Annotated in this window: 16 protein-coding genes and 2 pseudogenes; 16 read left to right on the forward strand and 2 right to left on the reverse strand. The window is 42.8% G+C overall.

From position 1 onward, the window contains the following. The first annotated feature begins 138 nt into the window (after window positions 1–138). From N4J56_RS04590 to ilvA, 3 genes are all read left to right on the forward strand, one after another. Window positions 139–1,503 (forward strand): sodium:solute symporter family transporter, encoded by a 1,365-nt coding sequence (locus N4J56_RS04590; protein ID WP_317105372.1) that lies wholly within the window; start codon window positions 139–141, stop codon window positions 1,501–1,503. A gap of 26 nt (window positions 1,504–1,529) precedes the next feature. Further along, window positions 1,530–1,757, forward strand: coding sequence for a DUF2281 domain-containing protein (locus N4J56_RS04595; RefSeq protein ID WP_317105373.1), 228 nt, complete (start codon window positions 1,530–1,532; stop codon window positions 1,755–1,757). Between the two features lie 123 nt (window positions 1,758–1,880). After that, complete coding sequence (gene ilvA, locus N4J56_RS04600) at window positions 1,881–3,392, forward strand: threonine ammonia-lyase, biosynthetic (RefSeq protein WP_317110572.1); 1,512 nt, start codon at window positions 1,881–1,883, stop codon at window positions 3,390–3,392. 5 nt (window positions 3,393–3,397) lie between these two features. Here ilvA and N4J56_RS04605 read toward each other — a convergent pair whose 3' ends face one another. After that, entirely contained in the window at window positions 3,398–9,196 is a 5,799-nt protein-coding gene (locus N4J56_RS04605) for an alpha-2-macroglobulin (RefSeq protein WP_317105374.1), read from the reverse strand. 636 nt (window positions 9,197–9,832) lie between these two features. On the opposite strand from N4J56_RS04605, the gene N4J56_RS04610 reads away from it, so the two are divergent. The 7 genes and pseudogenes from N4J56_RS04610 to N4J56_RS40760 all read left to right on the forward strand — a co-directional run bounded on the left by N4J56_RS04610 (window position 9,833) and on the right by N4J56_RS40760 (window position 18,693). Next, a complete protein-coding gene (locus N4J56_RS04610; RefSeq protein ID WP_317105375.1) occupies window positions 9,833–11,401 on the forward strand; it encodes an ABC transporter substrate-binding protein in 1,569 nt (522 codons plus the stop codon). A 30-nt stretch (window positions 11,402–11,431) separates the two neighbouring features. Then, window positions 11,432–11,890: a hypothetical protein gene (locus N4J56_RS04615; protein ID WP_317105376.1), complete on the forward strand. Its 459-nt coding sequence runs from the start codon at window positions 11,432–11,434 to the stop codon at window positions 11,888–11,890. A gap of 84 nt (window positions 11,891–11,974) precedes the next feature. After that, window positions 11,975–12,328 (forward strand): annotated as a pseudogene (locus N4J56_RS40755) (BrnT family toxin). Continuing rightward, on the forward strand, window positions 12,315–12,572 hold the full coding sequence (locus N4J56_RS04625; RefSeq protein WP_317105378.1) for a hypothetical protein: 258 nt from the start codon (window positions 12,315–12,317) through the stop codon (window positions 12,570–12,572). The pseudogene N4J56_RS40755 and the gene N4J56_RS04625 overlap by 14 nt, the downstream one beginning before the upstream one ends. 889 nt (window positions 12,573–13,461) lie before the next feature. Further along, window positions 13,462–16,146 carry a type I DNA topoisomerase gene (gene topA / locus N4J56_RS04630; protein ID WP_317105379.1) on the forward strand — a complete coding sequence of 895 codons (2,685 nt, stop codon included), beginning with the start codon at window positions 13,462–13,464 and terminating at the stop codon, window positions 16,144–16,146. A 110-nt stretch (window positions 16,147–16,256) separates the two neighbouring features. Continuing rightward, window positions 16,257–18,275 carry a sensor histidine kinase gene (locus N4J56_RS04635; RefSeq protein ID WP_317105380.1) on the forward strand — a complete coding sequence of 673 codons (2,019 nt, stop codon included), beginning with the start codon at window positions 16,257–16,259 and terminating at the stop codon, window positions 18,273–18,275. Window positions 18,276–18,495: 220 nt separating this feature from the next. Continuing rightward, window positions 18,496–18,693 carry a hypothetical protein gene (locus N4J56_RS40760; RefSeq protein ID WP_015153447.1) on the forward strand — a complete coding sequence of 66 codons (198 nt, stop codon included), beginning with the start codon at window positions 18,496–18,498 and terminating at the stop codon, window positions 18,691–18,693. Between the two features lie 197 nt (window positions 18,694–18,890). Here the strand turns inward: N4J56_RS40760 and N4J56_RS04645 are convergent. Continuing rightward, window positions 18,891–19,424, reverse strand: a pseudogene (locus tag N4J56_RS04645) (DoxX family protein). Between the two features lie 273 nt (window positions 19,425–19,697). On the opposite strand from N4J56_RS04645, the gene N4J56_RS04655 reads away from it, so the two are divergent. From N4J56_RS04655 to N4J56_RS04680, 6 genes are all read left to right on the forward strand, one after another. After that, window positions 19,698–19,868, forward strand: coding sequence for a hypothetical protein (locus tag N4J56_RS04655; protein ID WP_317105384.1), 171 nt, complete (start codon window positions 19,698–19,700; stop codon window positions 19,866–19,868). A 238-nt stretch (window positions 19,869–20,106) separates the two neighbouring features. Further along, window positions 20,107–21,636 carry a M48 family metalloprotease gene (locus N4J56_RS04660; protein WP_317105385.1) on the forward strand — a complete coding sequence of 510 codons (1,530 nt, stop codon included), beginning with the start codon at window positions 20,107–20,109 and terminating at the stop codon, window positions 21,634–21,636. A gap of 89 nt (window positions 21,637–21,725) precedes the next feature. Beyond that, complete coding sequence (locus N4J56_RS04665) at window positions 21,726–22,547, forward strand: COP23 domain-containing protein (protein ID WP_317105386.1); 822 nt, start codon at window positions 21,726–21,728, stop codon at window positions 22,545–22,547. 96 nt (window positions 22,548–22,643) lie between these two features. Beyond that, window positions 22,644–23,009 carry a hypothetical protein gene (locus N4J56_RS04670; protein WP_317105387.1) on the forward strand — a complete coding sequence of 122 codons (366 nt, stop codon included), beginning with the start codon at window positions 22,644–22,646 and terminating at the stop codon, window positions 23,007–23,009. Between the two features lie 187 nt (window positions 23,010–23,196). Next, window positions 23,197–23,976 carry a class I SAM-dependent methyltransferase gene (locus N4J56_RS04675; RefSeq protein ID WP_410500420.1) on the forward strand — a complete coding sequence of 260 codons (780 nt, stop codon included), beginning with the start codon at window positions 23,197–23,199 and terminating at the stop codon, window positions 23,974–23,976. A 287-nt stretch (window positions 23,977–24,263) separates the two neighbouring features. Then, window positions 24,264–25,139, forward strand: coding sequence for a pentapeptide repeat-containing protein (locus N4J56_RS04680; RefSeq protein ID WP_317105389.1), 876 nt, complete (start codon window positions 24,264–24,266; stop codon window positions 25,137–25,139). Window positions 25,140–25,209: the final 70 nt, after the last annotated feature.

The following is a 25,209-nucleotide window of genomic DNA, read 5'->3' on the forward strand; positions in this document are numbered from 1 at the left end:
TAGAAGTTAATAGCTTAAAGAGAAATACTACTAGCAATATCACCACTTTTCTATCTTTAGCACGTTATCAGTATAGAGGGGCGATCGCTACTCTACTATAACAAGTCAGTGCGCCAGCTAAAAATTGAGAGGTTAATCGTGCTTTCATGGACGCTTTGGTTGATTTTGTTGGGATATGGGGTATTGATGTGGTGGATTGCACCGACGACAAAAACTTTCCCGTCTTTCTTTCAAGGCAAGGATCGAACTGGTAAAAACCCAGAAGTAGCCATATTAACCGCTAGTATTGTAGTCTCCTGGATTTTTGCTAAATCAATTACCAATGCAGCGAATTTAGGGCGCTCTTATGGTTTGATGGGCGGTTTAGCTTACGCAGGATATTACATCGGGATTCCCATCTGCGGCATATTAATTATTAGGTTACGTCGAATGACTGGCTCTAGAAGCTTAGCAGAGTATGTCAGCAAAACCTACGGTAACGCAGCAGTCAAATTTTTTATGGCGATCGTTTTACTGCGATTGTACAACGAAGTTTGGTCTAATACTGCTGTAGTTGGCTCTTACTTCGGTCAACCAGAATCTTACAGCTTTATCCTCTCCGCGATCGCCTTTACAGTATTAGTGTTAATTTACTCGCTTAAGGGTGGTTTGCGGGCGAGCTTGGTGACAGATTTCATTCAATTTGGGTTGCTGGTTTTCGCCGTACTATTAACGCTTCTCTGGGTAGTTCCGCAAGCACCAGCTTTATCTATTACTCCCCAGGAATCGGGTTTTTGGAACTCTGGCGTTGACTTACTATTAGTGGCGTTAATTCAGTGTATCCCCTACACCTTTCACGATCCAGTACTTACGGATAGAGCATTTCTAGCTGGAGCCAAAACAACTTATCGCGCCTATCTGCTAGCTGGAATTATTGCCTCAAGTCTGATTATTCTCTTTAGCTTTGTTGGCATGGCAGCGCGGGTAATTGGCGGCGATGCGGCAGTTGATGCTCCCGTACAGGCAGCAGCGGCAGGAGGTACGGGTATATTAGCCTTGATGCTTTCAGTCATGATGCTTTCAGGTGGCTCGACTTTGGATTCAACTTTTAGCAGTACGAGTAAAGCTGTAGCAATCGATTTAAAAGTCGGTTCTCAGCCGATACTTCTAGGAAAAATCTCAATGGTTGCAATGGCAATTGTAGGCAACTTACCCATGCTGTTCGGTACGAATATTCTTAAAGCAACTACAGTTAGCGGCACTATGGTTTTGGGGCTAGCGCCAATTTTCTTATTAATCTCGCGTCACAAACTTCCTCAAGCGGCTTTTTTCGCCCCTGTAGGAATCTCAGTCATACTAGGTATAGTTTCAGCACTCAATCCCGCTCTTTTGCCTTGGCAGATTGGTTCTGGAGAAAATGCTTCTCTGCTAGCTTGGAATTTAGTCACGTTTATTTTAGTGTGGATTGTATTTGGTTACTTTTATTGGCAGGGTAAGTTCAAAGTAGACAACTCGTCCAAATAATAGTAAACCTCTGAGGATAGCAAATCATGACTGCAAGAGAACAACTACTTCAAGAAATTGCTCAAGCTCCTGATTTTCTAGTGGAGGAAATTTTAGATTTTCTTTTATTCGCAAAAGCTCGTAGAACTCAACAGATGCTTGACGAGAAGCAAAAAGAACCTCGCCCATTTGCGCTTTGTGCCGGAGAGTTTACAGTCCCTCCTGATTTTAACGCTCCATTACCAGATGAAATTCTCCGTGATTTTGAGAGCTAATTGTAACTGCTGATCCAGCAGTCATGTCTTATCAGATGGCTCGATGTTTGAGATAGTCAATAAAAAAATGGGAACGCAATCTGCCGTAAAATGATTGTCTATAGGTATTTGTTCGCCTCCCCCATGTATTGCGATTATCTCGTCCAAATTCTGACTGCCCGCGTGTATGATGTCGCCCAGGAATCACCACTAGAATACGCTGCAAATCTCTCAAAACGAATCAATAACAAATTCTTGCTGAAGCGAGAGGATATGCAGTCAGTCTTTTCCTTTAAGCTGCGGGGGGCTTACAACAAGATGGCACAACTGCCACCGGAGTTGTTGGCACAGGGTGTCATTGCTGCATCTGCCGGAAATCACGCCCAAGGAGTAGCACTTGCAGCACGCCAGTTGGGAACTCGCGCCATTATCGTCATGCCCGTTACAACTCCCCAGGTAAAGATAAATGCAGTCAGATCTCATGGAGGAGAGGTAGTATTGCATGGGAATACATACGATGATGCGTATACTCATGCCCGTCAATTAGAAGCCGAAAAAAGCATGACGTTTATTCATCCCTTTGACGATCCGTATGTGATTGCCGGACAAGGTACGATTGGGATGGAAATTTTACGCCAGTGCCAACAACCAATTCACGCAATTTTTGTGGCAATTGGAGGTGGTGGTTTAATTTCGGGAATTGCAGCATACGTAAAAAGATTGCGCCCTGAAATTAAAATTATCGGCGTAGAACCCGTAGATGCCGATGCGATGTATCAATCTCTCAAAGCTGGAAAGAGGGTGAGATTACCGCAAGTCGGCTTATTTGCCGATGGGGTAGCAGTGCGGGAAGTCGGAGAAGAAACCTTTCGGTTGTGCCAGCAGTATGTGGATGACATCATTCTGGTAGATACAGATGACACCTGCGCCGCAATTAAAGACGTATTTGAAGATACGCGATCCATTTTAGAACCAGCGGGAGCATTGGCGATCGCAGCTGCTAAAACTTATGCAGAACGAGAACAAATTCAGGGACAAACTTTAGTCGCCGTCGCCTGCGGTGCTAATATGAATTTCGATCGCTTGCGATTTGTTGCCGAACGTGCAGAGTTGGGCGAACGTCGCGAAGCTATCTTTGCCGTAACAATTCCCGAACAACGGGGTAGTCTAAGGAAGTTTTGCGAATGTATTGGCAAACGCAATTTAACTGAGTTTAACTATCGAATTGCCGACGAGAAAGAGGCGCATATTTTTGTGGGAGTGCAAATTGAAAATCGCGCCGATGCAGCCAAGATGGTAGCTAGCTTTGAAGCGGCGGGGTTGAAAACCATTGACTTAACCGATGACGAACTGACAAAATTACACTTGCGCCACATGGTAGGCGGAAGATCTCCCCTAGCTAGCAACGAATTACTCTACCGTTTTGAGTTTCCCGAACGTCCTGGGGCATTGATGCAATTTGTTGGTTCCATGAGTCCCAATTGGAATATTAGCTTGTTTCACTACCGCAACAACGGGGCAGACTACGGACGCGCCGTAGTGGGAATGCAAGTTCCGCCTCAAGAGATGGAACAGTGGCAGGCATTTCTCGATACACTGGGATTGAATTATTGGGATGAAAGCCAAAATCCGGCGTATAAGTTGTTTTTGGGGTAGAAATTTCACGGCGAATTTTGAATCACCAACCGCGAAGAACTACAACGCCCAAATTCTTCTGGGGCATATTGTAAATGTGCTTCTGCACCAGACCAAAGAAACGTACCAGGAGTGACCGATCGCACGAGATAATGAAGTTGATAGACTCCAGGTTCTAGTCTGTCACTATAGGCTACCACGCGATCGCGGTATATTGTTTGATAGCCAATTTCCCAGCTATCTTGTTGTGGTTGGAAGTAAGGCGTAGCGGTTTGGAAACTCGTATCGATAGCTTCAAATCCAGCAGGGAGAGGATCTGTAATTACAACTCGATCCACGGGGCGATCGCTAATTATTTCTAAGCCTATATCAAACACTTGTCCGACTGGAACTGTCAAGGGTTCTGGAGGCGCATATAACCCAATTCGCCGCAATGCTTTTGTTTTGTTAGCCGGACGAATTTCTCGCGTCACCCTGAGTCCGTTTAAACGTCCTGGTTGTTCTCCCTGGAGGCGATAGCGATATGCAAGTAGGTAGTGTAACATGCCGCGACCGGATTTTTTCAAAGTTAGATTTTGTTGCCCACGGGGTAGCTGAGTCATCGGTACGGAAACATCTACACTAGGCTTGCGGTAGCCTTCAAATTGAGTCGCAGTTAAATTTTTACCTCCTAGTTGCACGTTGGCAGTAAAGTTAGGTGGTGTGGGTTGTAGAGACGTTACATGTAACGTCTCTATCCGCATATATGCCACCAAAGCAGCAAGTGCTTCAGCATTATCATAGGTTGTCTGCCAAGTTCCTTCCCTTCGCAACGTCAAAAGTCCTTGTAACAATCGAGCTAAAACTTCAGGCTTTGCCTTAGTATCAATAAATAATCGTAAGGCTTGGGCTTGACTTGTGGTAGGAGAATTCAACCACTGCCAACCAGAAGGCAAGTTTACGACTGCACTGCGTCCGGTTTCGTAGACAATTTCTTGCAATTGATTGGTAAGAATTTTTGCCTCTTGCTGCCATTCTGGGAATAGATACAGGTATCGTGCTAATTTAATTTTGGTAACGAGATCGAAGCGATCGCGCCCGTTATAAATATCGGCAAGAAAATCATTTTGCTTGTTCCCTAGTTCCGATAATGCGATCGCTGCTGCTAAGCGTACTCGTTCTTTACACGGCGACTCTTTACAAAAATCGTATTGACTGGGATTTGCTAGGAGTTTATGCAAGTAAGTTTTGAGACGATTTACCATCTTAGCATCAAGCTCGAATCCGGCGGTTTGAGCTGTAGCAATTGCTTCTGCTGCGTAGGGAGAAACAAAAGGATCGGATGTTTTATCGCCAGGTAAGCTAGCAAAACCGCCATCGGGTAACTGAAGTTTCTGCAAGCGTTCTAAAGCTTGATTTGCTTGCTCAGTAGGGTTGAAATTAGTCACGGTTTGCCCGTATTGTTGAGAAAGAATTTGTAAATTCACCGCGATCGCAAGTTGACTGGCGGCTGGTTCTAAAAATGGCAACTGTTCCTCGTCTAGAACTTGTCGAACTGGCGCGGTAAGATTAGCAATTGGCGTACTAGCAAGAGAAATTTCTAATCCGCCGACATCGGGGACGACATTGTTATCTATATTTAAGGGTATGGAAGTGCGATCGCTTGTTACTCCCGACTCTACCACTTGTTCTGTCACTTCTAGCGGTTTGACTTCCAACGGTACGGCGAAAGCATCGGTTGTACCATTTAATTGCGTGGTAAATTTTACCGTTGCTTTACCCGCACGATTAGCCACAAAGGGGAAACGATAAGCACTTGTACCCGATTGCGCTTGTACGGGCAGGTTTTGTAAAATTTCTCTGGTTCTACTACCAACATTTTCGCTAAACCTGCCCTTACCAGAAGTATTATCTGCAAATTGTACGGAACCCTCTACAGTACCTTGAATTGCTAGCGTTCCCGATTGCCCTGTAGTATTGGTGACAGATAAACCTGCATCAAAGCGATCGCCTATACGGGCAAATTGTGGCAGAATCGGATTAGATAATAGTGGTTTAGTCGCAATAAACGTTTCTTCCCCGTTACCAAAACGCAAATCGCCATCGGTAGCAACCGCCATGACTCGCCAAGTTGTTAAATCATCGGGTAGGTTAAACGTGACTCTCGCCTTGCCACTGGTATCTGTCTGCACCGCACCATTATAGTAAGCTAGCGGTTGAAAGTTTGTCCGCACGCGGGTACTTGCTAACCCCGCCGAATTTCCGCCACCGTAACCCCAACCTTTATCGAGGGGAGAGGAAAGGGGTGATAAAACCACATTGGGACGATTATCGGCAAAGCGAGTAGAAATTGGTTGTTCGGCGTATACTGTTTGTACTAAATCTGGTGGTCGGTAACCGCTAAGTTGCAATACGGCTTCATTCACTACCATGACAGCAAACTGTCCTTGCAGGGGATTGCCTAGCGTATCTTGTAATTGTAATTCAACAGTTTGCGCTTCACCAGGAGCAAGCGATCGCTTTTCGGGATTCAGTTGCACTTTTAAATACTTATCCTCTAAATTAATCTTGAAAGGTGCAAATCCAATTCGTACCAAATTTTCTAAACTTCCTGGTTCAACATGAGATATAGGCGTACCTTGACGCACGAGTACCGCTTCGACTGCGGCGTTTGGTAACATATCTGGAGTAACTTGAATTTGAACTTGCGGCGCACCACCTTTAACCGGAATAATCGTGCGATAGAGGGTATCGTGGCGTACAACTGCCAAATACAACTCTGCTTCAGGGTAAGGAGACTGAATTAATACCGTGGCTGTTTCCCCAGGCTGATAGCTATCTTTATCCAGTTTCAGTTCTAAACGATTGTTAGTGTAGCGATCGCCCCAGTTTACCCCATTATCGCCTGTCACCCAAATCTGCGTATCGGTAGCAGTGCTTTCATTTTTAGCATTGGTAAAGTTGGCGCGGATGCGGTAAGAACCGGATGCTGGCGGTGTGAGGTAAACAGTTTGAGGAGTATCGCCAGAGGATGTTTGCATTTGTGCTACCGTTTTGTATTCCACCTGATTGTGAGGGGTTTGACTACCTTCCACCACCTGGGTAACGCTGCTGTATTTCATTTCTTGCAACTCAATCCGAACTTGTTGCCCCGTGACAACTTTCCCTGTAGGATCGGTAACGACAACTTGTATTGGAAAAGATTTACCAGCATCGGCGACAAAATCGCTTTGCAAACCAATAAGGCGATCGCTCGGTAGTGCCGTAAACGTGCGAGAATCAGCTACAGATAGATTGGAAACATCCGATATCTGCACGTCCACGCGATAGGTCATCGGATAAGGTAAATCCTGAGCTACAGGGACAACTTGACTGCTTTTCCCTGCTACATCTAAAACTTGACGCGATCGCAATACATCACTAGTAATATTAGGGCTTTCTTCGGGCCAAAACCACTGTCGTCCAAATGAAAATTGTTCCCAGCCTTGAGGATTAAAATTAGTTTGGCTGCGGGTGACGTAATATTGTGCTTTTCCTCCTTCTACAGGCGCACCAAATAAATAGTTACTTTGGGCTGTAGCTGCAACCTTTTCATCAGTTAAAACGAACTCTTTATCTAAATTGAGTTCTACTTTAAAATTAGGTGGTTTAAATTCAGCCACGCGAAACTCACCCGAAATTTCTGCACCGCTTTCACCTTTAGCACGAATTGAATAGTACCCTAAAGGTTGACTGGAATTCAGAGGTAGTTCTAAAGAAAACGTACCAAATTCATTTGTAGTTTGAGTGCCTAAATCTGTCTTTTCTCCATTTGGATTTTCTAACGTTACTTGATAAGCTACATTTTTATCTTGTTTAATCGCACCACTTTGTAAATAATAAGCTACGCCAATCAACTCAACCTTTTCCCCTGGCTGGTATAATTGACGATCTGAGAAAATCGTGCCACGCGATTCAATTTCGTTACTATTCCATCCCGCATCAACCCCGTAGCCATAGGAACCGCTATACTCTTCATTCCGAGCAAAAGCCCAGTCTTGACCTTCACGCGCAATTACAAGTAACTTAGGTGGTGTATTAAACTCCTTACCCCTCATACAATTCTGCAAATCTTGACGATTTAGTGGTAAAGTTCCAGTTAAATCGGTTTTTCCAACCGCACAAGGTAAGGCTTTAGTTCTAGATTTTGCCTCTAATTTAGATTCGTAAATTTCAACATTTGCATTTGCTACAGATGCACCGTCTGAAAGATGATGAACTCGAATCAAACCTGAATCGGGAAACCACTGACTAAATACACCCAAATTAGTTAACTGTACTAATCCGTAAAACGTTGGTTCGCGCCATTGTTTATTACTGTTTTCCGTGTAACTATTAGTCCGTGCTTGCACGCCATAAGCTAGCATTCCTGTAGAGTTACCTAGTTTTTCTCGTAGAGGAACAGTCGTATCAAGCGATTGATTCTTGCGTCCTTTAACAGAAAACTTTTGCCAAGAACTCGGAGAAGGAAGTAAATCGTTACCATCACCTCTAGGATAGGCGGAATCAATATAAACTAAATCTTCTGGTTGTACGACTTTATAGGCTGCTTTGTACCGTGATTCGGGTAAATTAACTGTACTAATATTTAATTGTAAATCTTTCCTATCAGGAAAGATATTCAAATCTGAAGGAACCCAAATATCGGGGGAAACATCCCCTGTGGTAAATTTTTGCGTGACTGATTTACCGAGAGTTTGCCCAAACTTATCTTTAATATTAGCTCCCAAAGTTACGGTGTAAGTAGTTGCTGGTTCTAAAGCATAGGGATTGAGATTGACGATATTATTGCCTTCATAAGCTTGTACCACACGAGGCGATTGTTTAGGTGCTGGCTGAATTGTAATATTTGCGATCGCCGATTCTGCAACCAAACCATTATTAAATTGTAATTGAGGGCTACCTTGAACAAATCTACCGTAAGCTCCACCAGCATCAGCTTGTCCGATATACTGAATTTTATCGAATGCTAAAGGCGCGTAAGTTTCTACCTGAGTTGCAAAAGTAGATGTACTGGGTAAATTACCGTGCAAAGGCATCAAACCACGAGCAAATTCTAAGCGATAACGAGTTGCTTTTTCTAGATTTTGTTGTGGTATTATGATATAATTCCAATCGCGATTAGTAGGATCGAATTTCTCCTGAGATGAGTTATCTTCCTCAGTCGCTTCCTGTTTCTCCAACTGAATTTTCGGCGGTACGCTTTGTTTTTTCTCTTCTGCTACAAGTTGCGCTTGTTTTGCTAAAGAATCTAAATTCAGTTCGACATTAGAAGTAAATTTCAGCGTTGGTTGCAAACCCAAAGGTTCAGATGAAGAGTTTGAATTAGGCTCGATTCCTGGTAAGTTAAATAACTTAATTGCTTCAGTACTGAAAGTCCAAGCAAGATCCTTATCTAAACGATGATTTTTTAAGTCTGCCAATCCAGCTTTAAGGGTAATTCTAACCCGCGTAGCTTTCGGTAAAGCGCGATCGCCTTGAAACCCCACCATGCGAGGCGTAAGAAAGCGAAATTGTCCTGGTAGAGGTGGGTAAAGTTCAAATTTCTTTAAAATATCTTGGCTGCTATCAATACTCTCAACTGGAATTAGCGCCTCTTTAAACCGAATCCGAATTTGGGCTTTTGTTTCAGCTTCTCCAATCGGACTAATTTGTTCAATCCAACTCGGTAATGGTGGCGGTGGAATCGGTGCAACTATTGGTAATGGTTCGTTTTCCGACAGTCGTGCCGTACCGCATCCTACTAGACCTAGTATAAGTGTTAATACTAGCAAGAAATGCCACCAAATTCTCACGCCCCTAACCACGGTTCGCCTCGCTTTACTCGCACAGTATTCCTGTGATAGCTTATGCAGCTAAATGGTTCAGAAATCCCTACAATTCTTTACTAGTCGGTGTTTTGAATGTAGTTTAGGTAAGGTGCGGTGCGGTGCTATCGCTAGTGATGGAGAGAGTAATTTAGGGTTATCTATAAACTTTTCTTTCTTAAGCGAGAAAAAACTAGTTAGAATTAAATTACAGTAAGTGGTGATTTCTACTCAACTACTTTGTTACAACAAAAAGTTGTTCAGTACGAAATTGGCTTTCATTGTCAAGGTAAATATTGATATAAAGCTCTCATTTTAGGTAAATTAATGAATTTTGAACCACCCGATCCCTTAAAACTATTTGAATCAATAAAAAGAATTATCGATTCGATTGTTGGTTTTATTAGAGATAGCTAATGGTCTAACTTATTAATATTACTCGATACTATTTTTGTCCTGATTTTTATCGTTGATATAAGCCTGTTTAATAAGTTTATTACTACGTCACTGCTTAAGGATTATTATATTGTTCTCTTATTAATTCAGCTGCTAATTTTTATAACTGCCATTGCACTCAAATTCTTCAATTTAGATCGACCATTATCTCCTAGATTACGAAGGATTTTGTTGCTACTTATGATTGGCACAGTCCTAATTTATTTAATTGCTGGATTAAGATTTCAGCATTTAATTGCTGGATTAAGATTTCAGCCTTCAACTACTCAGTTTAAATGCCCAGATGGTAACGAATATTGCTTTAGTTGGGGTGAGAGATTTTTAATTTCAGAAGATAGCCTAGAAGAAGCTACTAGAAAGGAGAGTTGTAGAAATAACTTCAATCTTAAAGAAAACGGCACGAAAAGCTACGGTAAAGATACGCCAGCAGCTGAAGATCAATTCAGACAATATATTGATGGACAGAAGTGTCCAAACGATCCAGAAGCGCATATTTACTTAAATAACGCCAAAGCTCAGCGGAGCAAAAAACATCCTATTGAAATTGCTGTAAGTGTTCCAATTAGTAGAAGTAATTCTAAAGGTGTCTCTGAAGCACAAGAAACTTTGAGAGGTATTGCTCTAGCTCAGTATAAGGTGAATGATGAAGAGAATGGTATTGATGAAAGAAAACTAATAGTTGGCATTGCTGATGACGGCTTCAATAATGCTCAAGAGGTAGCCAAATTTTTAGTAGGAAGACCACCGATTTTGGGCGTAATTGGACACTCTACAAGTACTGCTACTGAAGCTGCTGGACCAATCTATCAAGAAAAGAAAGTTGTTGCTATTTCTCCTAGTAGTACTGCTGTTAACTCTGATCAGTCGAACGACAATCATTTCACTTCTAATGATTATTTATTTCGTACTGCTTCTAATGACAGCATTGCAGTAAAACAACTAGTCAAATACATTAGCAATCATACAAAAATCAAAAAGATAGCGATTGTTCATGACAATGACATATATAGTGAAAGTTATAAAAAGATATTTGAAAAACAATTTAAATTTCTGGGAAATGGCTATGAAGTTATCAATGAAAGCGGCAAAAGAAGCGACAAAGACTGCAATCTAAGCGACGATCACTTTGACGATGATTATTGTTTAGAAAAAGTAGGAAAACAAGCAGAAGCACTGCTACTAGCTCCAAGTTCTCCAAGAGCAAAGAACAGACTAGTTCTATCTATCCTCAGAAAGGCAACTCTACCTCTCTTTGGAGCAGATAGTATGTATAACTTAGAAGTTGCAAAAGCGCTTAACGATGCAAATAAGAGAATCATAGTTGCTGTTCCTTGGCATAGAAATAATCCTTGGTTCCCTTTACAACAAAAAGCCGATCAATACTTCGGTCAACATGCTATCAACTGGAATACGGCGATGGCGTATGATGCTACTTTAACTCTCGCTGAGGGTTTGCGAGGAGCGTCCAAAATTTGCTCAAATTGGATTAATTCCTTTAATAATGTGGATGACTGTCTCCGTAGCGAGCTAAAGAATGTATTGTCAAAGCCTGATTTTATTGTAGACGAGAGTACTGTTGAAGGAGGAATTATTCAGTTTGACAATTCTGGCGATCGCTGTGCTGAAGAAACAGACGAAAGTGCTAAAAAAGGCGGATACTGTGGAAAACCCAATAACAAGATCGGTATTTTAGTTGAAGCTAAAAATGGAAATTTTTTTCGCATTGATTTACCAAATAAAAAACTCTAAAAAGAGGATGGATTTTAAACTAAACTAATTGTGCTTGAAAACTCACGCGATCGCACCTTAGTTAAATTGCGATCTTCTGGCAACGAACAGTCACAATCTCATAACACGCGATCGCTTAATGGTCCTCCAGATAAACTATTAGAAACCTTCAAAAAAACACTTCCGGCAGCAGATTATGCGGTATTAAAATCGCCAGGTCGGATCGAGAAAAGCTGTGAGGCTTTGAACGAGGGACTTTGTTCAGGAACACGAGGAACTGCCTGGGATCTTCAGCTTTACTTCAGAACGTGGGACTTTAGTTTAGATGAAATTCGGATGCCACTGACATTGTTCTATAGTGAAGAGGATCGGAATATTCCGCCTGCTCTGGTAAAACGGATTGCTGCGACTCTCCCAACGAACAAGCTGGTGATGTATCCAAATGAAGGACATATCTCGGTAGTTGTGAATCAGATTGAAGCGATCGCCAAAGTGCTTGTGAGCGAATAAGAACCCATAATTTGCTTGAATCTGAAAAGATCGAATCAGATAGAATATGATTACTGACTCAACCTCTACCCATTCCTGAGACTCATGACCGAACTTCTTCAGCAAGCCATCGCAGAAATCCAGAAACTTCCTGCAGATCAACAGGATGCGATCGCGGCTCGATTTTCAGCAGAGTTGCAAGACGAACAAAAATGAGAAACTCGTTTCGCTGCCACGACAGACGATCGATGGGATCGGATGGCTGCAATGGTACGTCAGAAGATTGCGGAAGGCGAAACTGTTCACCACTCTGAAGATGAGGAGAGGTATCTTATTGTTGGAGAGTCAAATCGAGGGCGATTATTGATTGTTTCGTATACCCAAAGAAGAGATTCGATTCGCATTATTAATGCAAGAGAAGTGATACGAATTGAGCGAGAAGTTTATGAACAGGGATAATTTAGAAATGGAAGATGATTTGCGTACAGAGTATGACTTGAAGAGTCTACGAGTTAGAAAGTTAGGTTCTGGAAGGAAAAGTTTTGGTGGAGCAACTGTCCGTTTAGAGCCTGATGTTGCAGAGATTTTTCCTAATGCTGATGCAGTTAATGAGGCATTACGATTTTTAATTAGAGTGATGCGAGATAACCAAGCTCCCGATCTAACCGCGCAGGCTAATAATTCAAATGCAGCGGACAGTTGAAATTTCTCTGGTGTGAAGTTCGAGGTTATTTGCTGCCGCTGAACTCAATCGTTAGCTAGAAGCCTGATAGTAGATATTGGACTAATTCTGAAAATATTGATGTTTGAGTTACTTAGTTTGTGGTTGAATTATCCATAGAAAAACCTTAGTAGGTAGGTTTATTTTACGCTAATTGTACTTGAAAACTCACGCGATCGCGCCTTATTAATTAAATGGCGATCGCAGGCAATTTTATTTTGCCTAAATTCCAAATTCAAATTCTAAATCCACGCTCTATCAGAAATGATACGGAGGTAGACAGTACCACCTTATGCCTATAATGCCGCTTATCCTTACAATAATTGCATGTCTGCAATCTATGAACTCATCTATCTCTCAAATTGCTGTACGGGTAGTCGAACAATACCTTGGGTAACATCAAGTAACACTGCTCGATCGCCGCATCGTTTCGTTTGTACTACAAAAAACTACAAAAATCGATCTACCCTCGATTATGCGGTATAACTTCAGTACACGTAAATTTTTTCAGCTACCAACTGTGTAAAGTAAAGCTATTTCCTAGACAATTGCCCCTGCGACTACCAAGCGCGAGCGGCGTGAATTATAAAATTTTTATGTGAATTTTGGCACTACCTGCCAGGACTTCCAGCTATTGTCTAGAACTATAACTTGCATTCAATGGTAGCCACTAATGCTAGATATAAGTTAAAGATGGAAATAGTTGAGTAGGAGAAGCTGGAGCTATGCCCACCGCAGCGATCGATTTTTGCAGTAGGCACTTGACCCTCTCCCCAATCCAATCGTAGTAGGAGTGAACTATTGACATCCGACCGATAAATCCTTAATTCTGATTTTTCAGCCGCAGCCGCTATTTTTCCTTTAGGTTCTCATGTCAACTCTCGTTATCGTCGAATCCCCCACCAAAGCACGCACCATCCGTAACTACCTGCCAAGGGACTTTCGGGTCGAAGCGTCTATGGGTCACGTGCGCGACCTACCCCAATCAGCAACCGATATTCCCGCCAACGTTAAAGGGGAAAAATGGGCGCAGTTGGGCGTGAATGTGGAAAGTGACTTTGAACCGCTGTACGTGATTCCCAAGGATAAAAAGAAAATTGTCACACAGCTCAAGGAAGCACTGAAATCTGCTGACGAACTCGTACTGGCGACAGACGAAGACCGAGAGGGCGAAAGCATTAGCTGGCACTTGTTGCAGCTACTCCAGCCAAAAGTTCCGGTCAAGCGGATGGTATTCCACGAAATTACCCAAGACGCAATCCGCAAAGCGCTGAAAAATTGCCGCACCGTAGACGAACAGCTCGTTCGCGCCCAAGAAACGCGCCGAATACTCGATCGCCTGGTAGGTTATACTCTGTCCCCTCTATTGTGGAAAAAAATTGCCAAAGGGCTATCCGCCGGACGGGTACAGTCAGTTGCAGTCAGACTTTTAGTGAACCGCGAACGACAACGCCGTGCTTTCCGCCAAGGGAGTTACTGGGATCTCAAAGCCACCTTGGAGGCGAAAGGTGAATTTGAAGCCAAACTGATCGCCCTAGCTGGTACAAAAGTCGCCAATGGCAGCGATTTTGACCCAGATACAGGGCAGATCGTTGCCGGACGCAATGTTGTTTTATTGAATGAAACCCAAGCCAGGGAACTACTGGAGCGTTTAACGGGCAAACCTTGGACGGTGACGGATTTAGAAGAACGTCCTACGACGCGCAAACCCGCACCACCCTTTACCACCTCTACCCTGCAACAGGAATCTAACCGCAAACTGCGCTTGTCGGCGCGGGACACGATGCGGGTCGCCCAAAACCTCTACGAACAGGGATATATTACCTACATGCGTACCGACTCGGTACATCTATCCGAGCAGGCGATCGCAGCTGCCCGTAGTTGCGTCGAGCAGATGTATGGCAAAAATTATCTCAGTCCCCAACCGCGCCAGTACTCTACCAAAAGTAAAGGCGCACAGGAAGCACACGAAGCCATTCGCCCCGCAGGAAGCAGTTTCCGCACGCCCAAAGAAACAGGTTTGAGCGGTAGAGAATTCGACCTATACGATTTGATCTGGAAGCGCACCGTGGCGACCCAGATGGCAGACTCGCGCCAAACTCAAGTTATCGTGCAATTACAGGTAGAAGACGCAGGGTTTAGGGCTAGTGGTAAGCGAATCGACTTTCCTGGCTTCTTACGTGCTTATGTGGAGGGTTACGACGACCCAGAAGCAGCATTAGAAGATCGAGAAGTCATTTTACCACCGCTGAAAAAAGGCGATCGCCCCGACTGCAAAAACCTAGAGGCAATCGGTCACGAAACCCAACCCCCTGCGAGATATACGGAAGCTTCTCTCGTTAAAACCCTAGAAAGCGAGGGTATCGGTCGCCCCAGTACCTACGCCAGCATCATCGGCACAATTGTAGACCGAGGCTACGCCCAAATTGTCAGCAACGCCCTCGTTCCTACTTTTACTGCCTTTGCTGTCACTGCCTTGTTAGAACAGCATTTTCCTGACTTGGTAGACCCTAGCTTTACCTCCAAGATGGAGCAAACCTTGGATGATATTGCCACGGGTGAAGCAGCTTGGTTGCCATATCTCCGCAAGTTTTATTCAGGCGATGCGGGACTGGAAACTCTAGTCAAGGCACGGGAAAGTCAAATTGAAGTCAACGTTGCGAGAACAGTCGCCTTTGATGACTTAGAAGCAAAAGTCCGCATTGGCAGTTACGGTCCTTATATCGAAGCACAGAACGGTAGCGATACTGTGACTGCTTCCATTCCTAAAGACTGGACTCCGGCAGATTTAGATGCCGAATTAGTGGAAAAGTTGCTCAAACAGAAAACCGAAGGACCGGACAAGGTAGGGATTCACCCTGAAACTGGAGAGCCGATCTATGTCAAGATTGGTCCTCACGGTCCTTACGTGCAACTAGGGGAAAAAACTGAGGATAAGCCCAAACCCAAGCAAGCCTCATTACCTAAAGGTATCACCCCCGAAAATGTCACCTTAGAAACGGCTGTTGGTTTGCTATCTCTACCTCGGCTACTTGGTACTCACCCAGCAACGGGAGGCAAAATTCAAGCTAGTATTGGACCCTATGGACCCTATGTCGTCCACGACCAAGGTAAGGAAGGCAAAGACTATCGATCGCTCAAATCAACTGACAATGTTTTGACAGTAACTTTGGAACGAGCGCTAGAGATTCTTGCTGAACCCAAGAAAGGACGACGTACCAGCAGCAAATCCAAATCAGCATTACGCGAGTTGGGCGCTCATCCAGGAGATGGGGAACCAGTCAACATCTTCGAGGGTCCCTACGGGCTTTACGTCAAGCATGGAAAGACCAATGTGGGATTACCAGAGGGGCAAAAAGTCGAAGATATGACTTTAGATAAGGCGTTAGAACTATTAGCCTCAAAGGAATCGAGCGCTAAAAAATCGACGACGCGCAAATCGACTAAGGCAAATGCTAACGGTAATGGGACTGCAACTACAGCCAAGAAAAAAACCGCTAGTAGTAGCACTCGCAAGACAACGACTGCTTCTAAATCAAAAACCAAGACTTCATAGATTTTGACTAGTTGTAAGTGTAATTGTAGAGGCGCAAGAATTTGCGTCTCTATTTTTTTGGGATACACCCGTATTTTTACGGTCGTCGATCGCAATTCCCGGAAGTTGAAATGAAAATGCATAGCTATAGCTATCAGCGCGATCGCGACTCCCATAAATTGGTTTCTGACATGAAGATTCGTCAAAAGTTAACCATAGGTTTTGTCGGGACTTCTTTATTAGTAGGCTCAATCGGTTGTCTGGCATTAATTGTTGATAAACATACTCACGCTCATATAGATCGAATTAACAAAAAATACATTTATGAGTTTGAGTTTTCCGGTCAGGCGATCGCTGACTTACAAGCGGTTAATGTAGCAACACATAAGCTTTCAATTGGAGAAATACATATATATAGTAGAGGAGAAGTCGTTGCACTAATTGAGTCTAAATTAAGCAAAATTGAAAACATTATAGATGATAGAATTAACAGAAATGACCCGCCATTAATAGCAGGTTTTGAAACCGATATTACGAGAAAAGAATCAGAAGAAAGTTATCAAAGTCTTAAGGCACTAAAAGCAAATTTTTTAAGATATAAAACTTTGGTCGCGCAATATTTACAACTTCTATCTACTAATGAGTGGGATGCCAAGCAGCTTTTAGCAAATAAATTAGAATGGTATGTAGAAAAAAGCTTGTTACCTGCGATCAAGGCATACAAGCAGCGTGCCGGAAATAATTTATTAACCGAAGCTAGAGAAACCGAAAAAATGTTTCTCATGGGTGAGCGTGCGATCGTCTCCTCAACTTTAGCTGCTGTCATAACTGCCATTGTTGTAGGCTATTTCATTTCTCGTTCTATTCTCAAACCAATCGACAAGCTAAAAGCAGCAGCCATTCAGGTTGGAGAAGGTCATTTAGAAACTAGAGTTGCGATCGATTCTCACGATGAACTCGGAGTTTTAGCTGATGCTTTTAATCAAATGATATTAGGTTTATCGAGAACAACAGTATCTCAAATCTATTTAGATAAAATTCTCAGCTCAATGTCAGATTTACTAATTGTAACTAATCCAGAACGAATTGTTACTAAGGTAAATCAAGCAACACTCGATTTACTTGGGTTTTCAAAAAGCGAATTACTTGGTAAGTCGATCGATATTTTTCTAAGCCAAAACACAAACTTGAGTGTTTATACGTTAGCCGATCGCGGGTTAAATCTCAATCTGGAAACAAATCTGTTAACAGCCGAAGGTAGAACAATTCCTGTATCTCTTAGTTCTTCTGCTATTGTTGACGAACAGGGTAACAAGCAGGGTTTCGTTTGTGTAGCGCGAGATATAACTGAAAAGAAAAGAATAGAAGCAGCGATGTTACAGGTAAGAGTAGCTGAAGCTGCCAGAGCAGAAACCGATAGAGCTTTACAACAAGAAAAGCATTTAAACGAGATGAAAAGCAAATTTATCTCTATAGCTTCCCATGAATTTCGAACACCATTAACCACAATTTTATCTTCGACAGAGTTAGTACGGGATTACGGCTATAAATGGACAGAGGAGCGCAAGAATCAGCATTTTCAGCGGATTGCCACTTCTGTAAAACACATGACCGGACTTTTAAATGATGTCCTGTTAATTGGTAAAGCAGAAGCTAGAAAAATTGAATTTAATCCCCACTCGATTGATGTCGTCAGTTTTTGCCAGGAACTCATAGAAGAAATAGAAATAACTGCCAAAAACCATAAAGTTCTATTTCATTGCAAGCGCCAGTATATTCATGCTTGTATGGATGAAAAGCTCCTACGACACATTTTTACTAATTTACTCTCAAATGCAATCAAATATTCTCCTAAAGGTGGTACTGTCAATTTCAAGTTAATTTTTCAATTAGAGCATCTAATTTTCCAAGTTCAAGACCAAGGGATCGGGATTCCGCAAACAGAACTATCCCAATTATTTGAGACGTTTCATCGGGCTAGTAATGTCGGTACAATTCCAGGCACGGGATTAGGACTTGCCATTGTCAAAAAGTCTGTAGAAGCCCATCAGGGCACAATTACAGTAGCAAGTGAAATTGGCATAGGTACGACATTTCAAGTTACCTTACCACTTTATGAAGTTTACCCAGTTAGGGACAGTTATCAGTGACCAGTTATCAGTTATCAGTTAGTAGGGTGTGGGGTGTGGGGTATAGGGTATAGGAAATTTATTACTCATGACTCCTGGCTCCTGGCTCCTGACGAATGACAAATGACAAATGACGAATAACCATAAAGAATTGTGTTTATTAAAGACTGTGAACTCCGTAGCTTCATATACTGAACTTAATTCCTACCTTTTGCATCTCGAACGAGGAGGTTCTCAAACGATGCACACTTATGAAGTATTGGTAGATATCAAAGAATGCTTAGAAATGACAAGTGCTAGTTGCAGAAGCGAAACAGCACGCTACGAAATCGACGCAGAGTCCAAAGATAAAGTCGATCGCCTCGCTAGAGCGCAGGCTAGAAGCGACCATCCACAAGGTATTGAATACGATATTAGGGTAACGAGACTATTGAGATAGAGCGCCCTCATATGTTGTCATTTGTCATTGGTCATTTATCAATAACTAATGATGACTGTAGTACAAGCTCTTCATAAACGATTGAGGGTTGCTGTAAAAATAGAAAAACTAGGGAAGGAAGCGATCGCTTCTTTCCCTAAATCGTAGAGCGAATGGCGATCGCAAGTTGCCAATCTTCCATCACGACTCACAACTCATTACTTACTTACCATTTCCGCCACACTCTGAGCCTGATAAGCTTTTTCTAAGCGCATAATCCGCTTCGCTTGCATAGAGAAAGCACTAGCATCGAGCCAGTTAGCAATCAAAGCATCCGTGGAGAATAGTCCGCCACCATTGATGGTGAAGAAGAGAAAGCAAACTGCATAAACAGCAGAAAGTTCTAGATAAGAAAGATTTAAACCAGCAACCAAGATGTGATGGTACATCGCTACACACATGGTTCCGAACAAACCAAAAGCAGCTGGACGGGTCAAAAAGCCAATTGCTACCAGTGGCGCACCGATTGTTTCGGTTAATGCAGCTAAGTAGCTGAAAAAGATCGGGAAGGGTAAACCAATGTACTCGACGTAAGCTTGAGAAAAGCTTTCGATATTACCCAGTTTGTCTAAGCCATTATGAACCATGACAATCCCTACGACAGCACGCAGGACAGCCCAAGCAGTCTACGACCAGAAGTTAGGGCTAGTGTTGGGTTTGAGAATGGTAGCTAAAAAGGTGGTTGTAGACATGATGCAGATGTTGCGCTGAGTTTGTCAAAGATTTCAAAAAGTTAACAGAAGTATTAAGTAATGTAAATACTTACTTATTAATGTATCGCTTTTTTTTCAGAATAGGGAACGCCGTAGAGTATGCAGAATAAGCATTTGGGATAAAATAAACTCATTATGAGTTCAATAAGCTTTCTGTAATGTGCAAAACAGCCCGCGCGATCGCTAGTGCGTATAATATCTGGCAATCGATCTAAAGCTATACAACTAATTTTTAACCAACATAAAGTTGAGATGACACCAGAAACCAGTCAAAGACCAATCTGGTCGATACCGATCCCAACTTATGAAAGATCGAGTTATTTATCAGAAGCAATAGAAAGCGTATTAGCTCAAATATCAGAACGAGCATTAGATAAATTTCAAATAGAAAGCGCTAGAAGAATGTATCAAGTATGGAATTAAACTCACGTTTCGAGCGCTGAGCAAAGGAGATTTGAGAACTACGTACAATCAAATTAGAAAAGTCTTGAGGAGTACTCATTCGCTCAAAGTTCTGAGCATCATATTATTAGTGCCGTGGCTAGCAATGCTTGCCTTTTTGTGGAGAGCGTTTAGAAAAATATTTGTCACGATCGCATAAAGTCTTACAACAACTATAGACTAAAAATTATCTACACTCCCACACTCGGACATACGCCCTATGAAACCCGCCTGGACTCGACTGGCGATCGCTTTAAATGTAGCTTTGCTTGTCTCTGGAACGCCAGTTATGGCGATACCCCCTGCGCCAACAGAAAATACATCCACCCAACAACAACCAGCAGAACCACCCACATTTGAACTAGAAACCACTGCTTCCCGCCTCACAACAATTGTCGAGCAGAGAAAAAAACTAATTGAAGCGGATCGCCTGCATCAAGCCGGACAGCACGCAGAAGCAGAAAAACTCTATCGAGAAGTCAAAGAGCCTTTTACTACCCCTATAGAAGTTAAACAGCGTCCAGAACCGATTGTTGATGCAACTCAGCTATCGCCAGCAGGTAAGGTTTATTGGCGGGAAGCAGAAGCTGGTATCGCTCAAAATCTGCAAACGAGAACTTTGGTTCCCTTGCGATTGTTGGTAGAACAATATCCCCAATTCATCCCCGGACATCTGCAATTGGCAGCAGCACTCAACAAACAAGGTCATCCCAATGAAGCGATCGATGTTTTGGAACGAGCAACATCTCTTTATCCCGATCGATCGGAGTTAGTAAAAGCCAAAATAGAAGCTTTTGTTGCTGAAAAAAAATGGATGGAAGCCTCGATCGCCGCGCGAAGATTTGCAATTCTCAATCCCAACCAACATAGCACCGCAGAATTTACTCAACTAGCTGACCTGCATTTAGACAACTATACGCGACATCTGCGCCGCAAGTTGCGAGGAAATGCGATCGCCAATGTGATTACTGGGGTAGCAGGATATGCCCTTACAGGTAGTCTGTTGGGTCCGCTATCGGCGTTGCAAACAGGCTCGATGTTATTACGAGGGGAATCATCCATCGGTAAATCGATTGCCAAAGATGCGCGAGAACAATTGCCAATGGTAGAAGACAAAATAGTCATTGATTACGTCAATGAAATTGGACAAAAACTAGCTAAAGTTACAGGTCGCGACGATTTTCAATATGAGTTTTACGTCGTTTTAGACGATAATTTAAATGCTTTTGCCTTACCAGGTGGAAAGGTATTTGTGAATGCAGGTGCGATCGCCAAAACTGAATCTGAGGCAGAGTTGGCTGGATTACTGGCACACGAATTATCTCACGCCGTCCTTTCCCACGGGTTTCAGTTGGCAGCTGAAGGCAATTTACTGGCGAATGTGACTCAATATATTCCCTATGGTGGGACTGTGACAAACCTTTTTGCCATGAGATACAGTCGCGATATGGAACGCCAAGCAGATGCTTTAGGGACGAGATTAATTGCAGCTAGCGGCTATGCAGCTGATGGTTTACGCGATCTGTTAGTGACGCTTAAAGAACAAGACAAAAGGGGAGAACCGCCAGCATGGTTATCTTCTCACCCCCCAACAGGCGATCGCATTCGCTATGTCGAAGAACTGATTCAACGCAATGGCTACAACCGCTATACATACGAGGGAGTAGCGCGTCATGCCGAAATGAAAGCAAGGGTGGAAAAAATTTTAATTCAGAAGGAACTGATAACCAAGAAAAAGCATCATCGATAAATGTAAACAATCTTTCCTGCACTAGATACATCACTGGCTTGAGGTAGATAGCTTAGAGGCAGCAGGGTTAAGTTTGAGGATTATTTTTCATGTCTGCAAAAACTTTTAAGTTTCAATTGTTAAGAGGTTTGAGTTTATCAATGGGGTTAGCCTTGCTGTTAGCACATGAAACTGCAATGGCTTTTCCCCGCCAAGGGATGATAATAGCTCAAGATAATTCTCGTTCTAGCGATCGCAATAGTCGCTCGACCAACCGCGATCGAGATATTGTCGTAGATACAGAAGGCGATACCGCGCCTACTTCCCGCCGCAATCCTGGCAGTTCAGATCCTGTTACTAGAGCAACGCGATTTAGCTGTCAGACCGTAAATGGCGAGTACACTGTAGTTTACCAGCCAGAAAGCCAACCAGGAGAGTTTTTTCAGTGGGCAAGACCATCAGCTTTGGGTGGTGGTTGGAATCCTCAAAGACGTTGTAACGAAATTGCTCGTCGTTTAGAATCTTACCGTCCCGATGGTTTATTAGAAATGACCACAGGGGTAGAAAATAGTTACAACACTGTTTGCGTCACGACAGAAAGAGACTCGTCGTGTCGGATTGTGTTTACCGTACCACCAGGACAAGACCCCATATCAACTCGCGATCGCGTCTTTGAAAACCTCACCGTAGCTGATAGCGGACAGCAAACTGATGCAGTCAGTACTTATCAGGGAAGACAGAGCGAAATTAGCGATCTCATCAACATGGGTCGTGAAGTTTTGGCTGGAAAAAAACGCACTAATACCAAGAATATTAACCTCAAACCCTTCTTAGATGCAAAGGATGGTGGCACTGGAGCAGAACTTGACGATGCCGTACAAGTCAAGCAAAATAGCTCTGATTCGCGGTTAAATCCTGGAAATTTTCGTTAGACTGTAATTAGCAATTGGTAATTGGTAATTGGTCATCGGTCATAAGTCAATAGACAAATGACTGATGACACTTTTTTTGTCCATTTTATATAATCTATGCCGAACAATAATCGTATTTTTAGACAAATATTATTGCCGCTCTTAGTGGGTTTGATCGGTATATTTTTGACGATTGGTTTTATACCTAGAGTTGCATTATCTCAACAATCAGATTCGCGCTTCAACTCATTAGAATTCGACCTTAGAACCTTAGAAGCAAGGCTCGATCGCCTAGAAAGTCAAATCGATCGCACGTCTCGCCCCAATCTTCCCAGAACGCCAAGTACAGATAATCGCAGACGCGATCGCAATACCTTAACTCAGTTACAATCTTTTGATAACCTAGCAACATTAGCGATCGAAACAAAACAGCAAGTCAATCAATTAGAGGCAAGAGTCAAAAAATTAGAGGCACAGAGATAGTGAACAGTTGTTAGTGTAGAGACGTTACATGTAACGTCTCTACAAAATTATCAGTTGTCAGTGACTAGTGGCTAGTGGCTGGTGTATAGCAAAGAGTCCGGCTACCAACCAACAGCCACTCCCGACTCACTACTGTAAGGGCGCACGGCTGTGCGCCCTTACCTACGACCAATTACTACTCATAAAAATGCAATTGAAGACACGTATTTCATCATTTTTACGCATCACTTGCGGACTGTGCTTAATTGTCTTTTGTCTAGGATTTAATGTTAGTAGCGTCGCCGCAGATGTAGAAACACAATCTAACCTAATAAATCCAAAAGTTTATGAATATCGTTCTCCTAGTGCGGATGGCATAGGTAAGTTTTACTTGGGTAGGGAAATTGCTAAAGTGATGGGACATACAGGAAGTTTATGGCTAGAACGTCCAAGTCGAGAACGGGAAGAACAACCAACAAAAGCGATCGCAGCTCTCGATTTAAAACCTACTGATGTAGTGGCAGATATTGGTGCTGGTACGGGATATTTTAGCTTTCGGCTAGCGAAAGCAGTACCTCAAGGTAAAGTATTTGCTGTTGACGTTCAACCAGAAATGTTAGACATAATTGAGTTTCTCAAACAAGAAAATAAAATCACCAATGTAGAACCTATTTTAGGTGCGATCGCCAATCCTAAATTACCTGCAAAGAGCATCGATCTAGCTTTAATGGTAGATGCTTATCATGAATTTTCTCATCCTAATGAAATGATGAAAGAATTAGTAAAAGCGCTCAAGCCAGATGGCAGGGTGGTACTAGTTGAATATCGACGAGAAAATCCTTTTATTCCAATCAAAACCTTACATAAAATGACCCAAAAACAAGCCCGCAAAGAGATGCAAGCGATCGGTTTGCAATGGCAGACAACAAAAGATGTTTTGCCATCACAACATATTATGATATTTACAAAAAGCAATGTTATTGGTTGATGATTGATGGTTGACGGTTGTTAGTTGACTGATAACTGATAACTGATAACCGTTCTCGGAAAGCATCGCGATATATCGAGAGCTGAGGTAGCCAGTTTAATCTGCATAGATATTATTTTGACTTCTGACTTGTGTACGGGCGGGTTTAATCGCAGAATTTTTTGTTTTGCTGTAAGTCATGTCAAAAAAACTGCCCCTCAAACTTTTGTCTTCTTGACTGACTCTGCTACAGATGGTGAGAAATTTGGGAAAGATAAGTGAGAAGCAATTCCTATGTAAATAATAGTATGACTGAAAAGCAGCCTAGTTCCGTACAGCCCTCTGCTGTAACGCTGCAATCCATTGCCCAAGATATCTTAACTTTATTAGATCGTAAAGCACTACTGGAGCTACGGGCAAAGATTGACAGTTTATTGGGGCTGCCAGTTGAACTATCCATGACCAAGCCAACGCCGCACCCCTCAGAAGGTGCGATCGCAGAGTCTCCACCAGAGCATTTAGCATGGCTGCAAAAAGGAGTTGTAACCTGGAACGATTGGCGCGAACAAAATCGAGAACTCGTTCCAGATTTACAAGGTGCAAATTTAAGTGGATTCAATCTCGCTTTTGTCAATTTTGCTGGCGTAAACTTGGAATATGCCAACCTTAGTGGCGCTGATATGAGAGGAGCATTTCTCAAAGAAGCAAACATGAAGGGGGCAAATCTCTACATGGCAGACCTCATAGGAGTAAACTGTCAGCAAGCTTGTTTAGAAGCAGCTAACCTCCAGGGAGCCGACATTTACAAAGCTAATTTTAGTCATGCAAACCTACAAGAGGCAAACCTGATTCAAGCTAGCATTCGACGCGCTACATTAGTTGGGGCAAACTTGCATCGAGCCAAACTCAAACAGGCAGACTTATTGCAAGCAAACTTAGTTCAAACGAACTTGAGTCAAGCTGACTTGCAAAAGGCAAACATGGAAGGGACAAATTTAATTGAAGCCAATCTTGAAGAAGCGAATTTGCTAGGTGCTAACCTCAACCGTGCTAATCTTTGCCGAGCGAGGCTATACAAAGCCAACATACTCCACGCCAAAATTAATGGTGTCACCCTCAAAGGTGCAGTGATGCCGGATGGTACAGTTCATGGTGGCGGGGCAGCAGTTATCAGTGACCAGTGACCAGCGATTGATTAATTCCGAATTCCGCACTTCCGCACTTCCGAATTCTCCCCACACCCTACACCCTTTG

It is taken from the genome of Chroococcidiopsis sp. SAG 2025 (genome assembly GCF_032860985.1).
Lineage (GTDB): Bacteria > Cyanobacteriota > Cyanobacteriia > Cyanobacteriales > Chroococcidiopsidaceae > Chroococcidiopsis.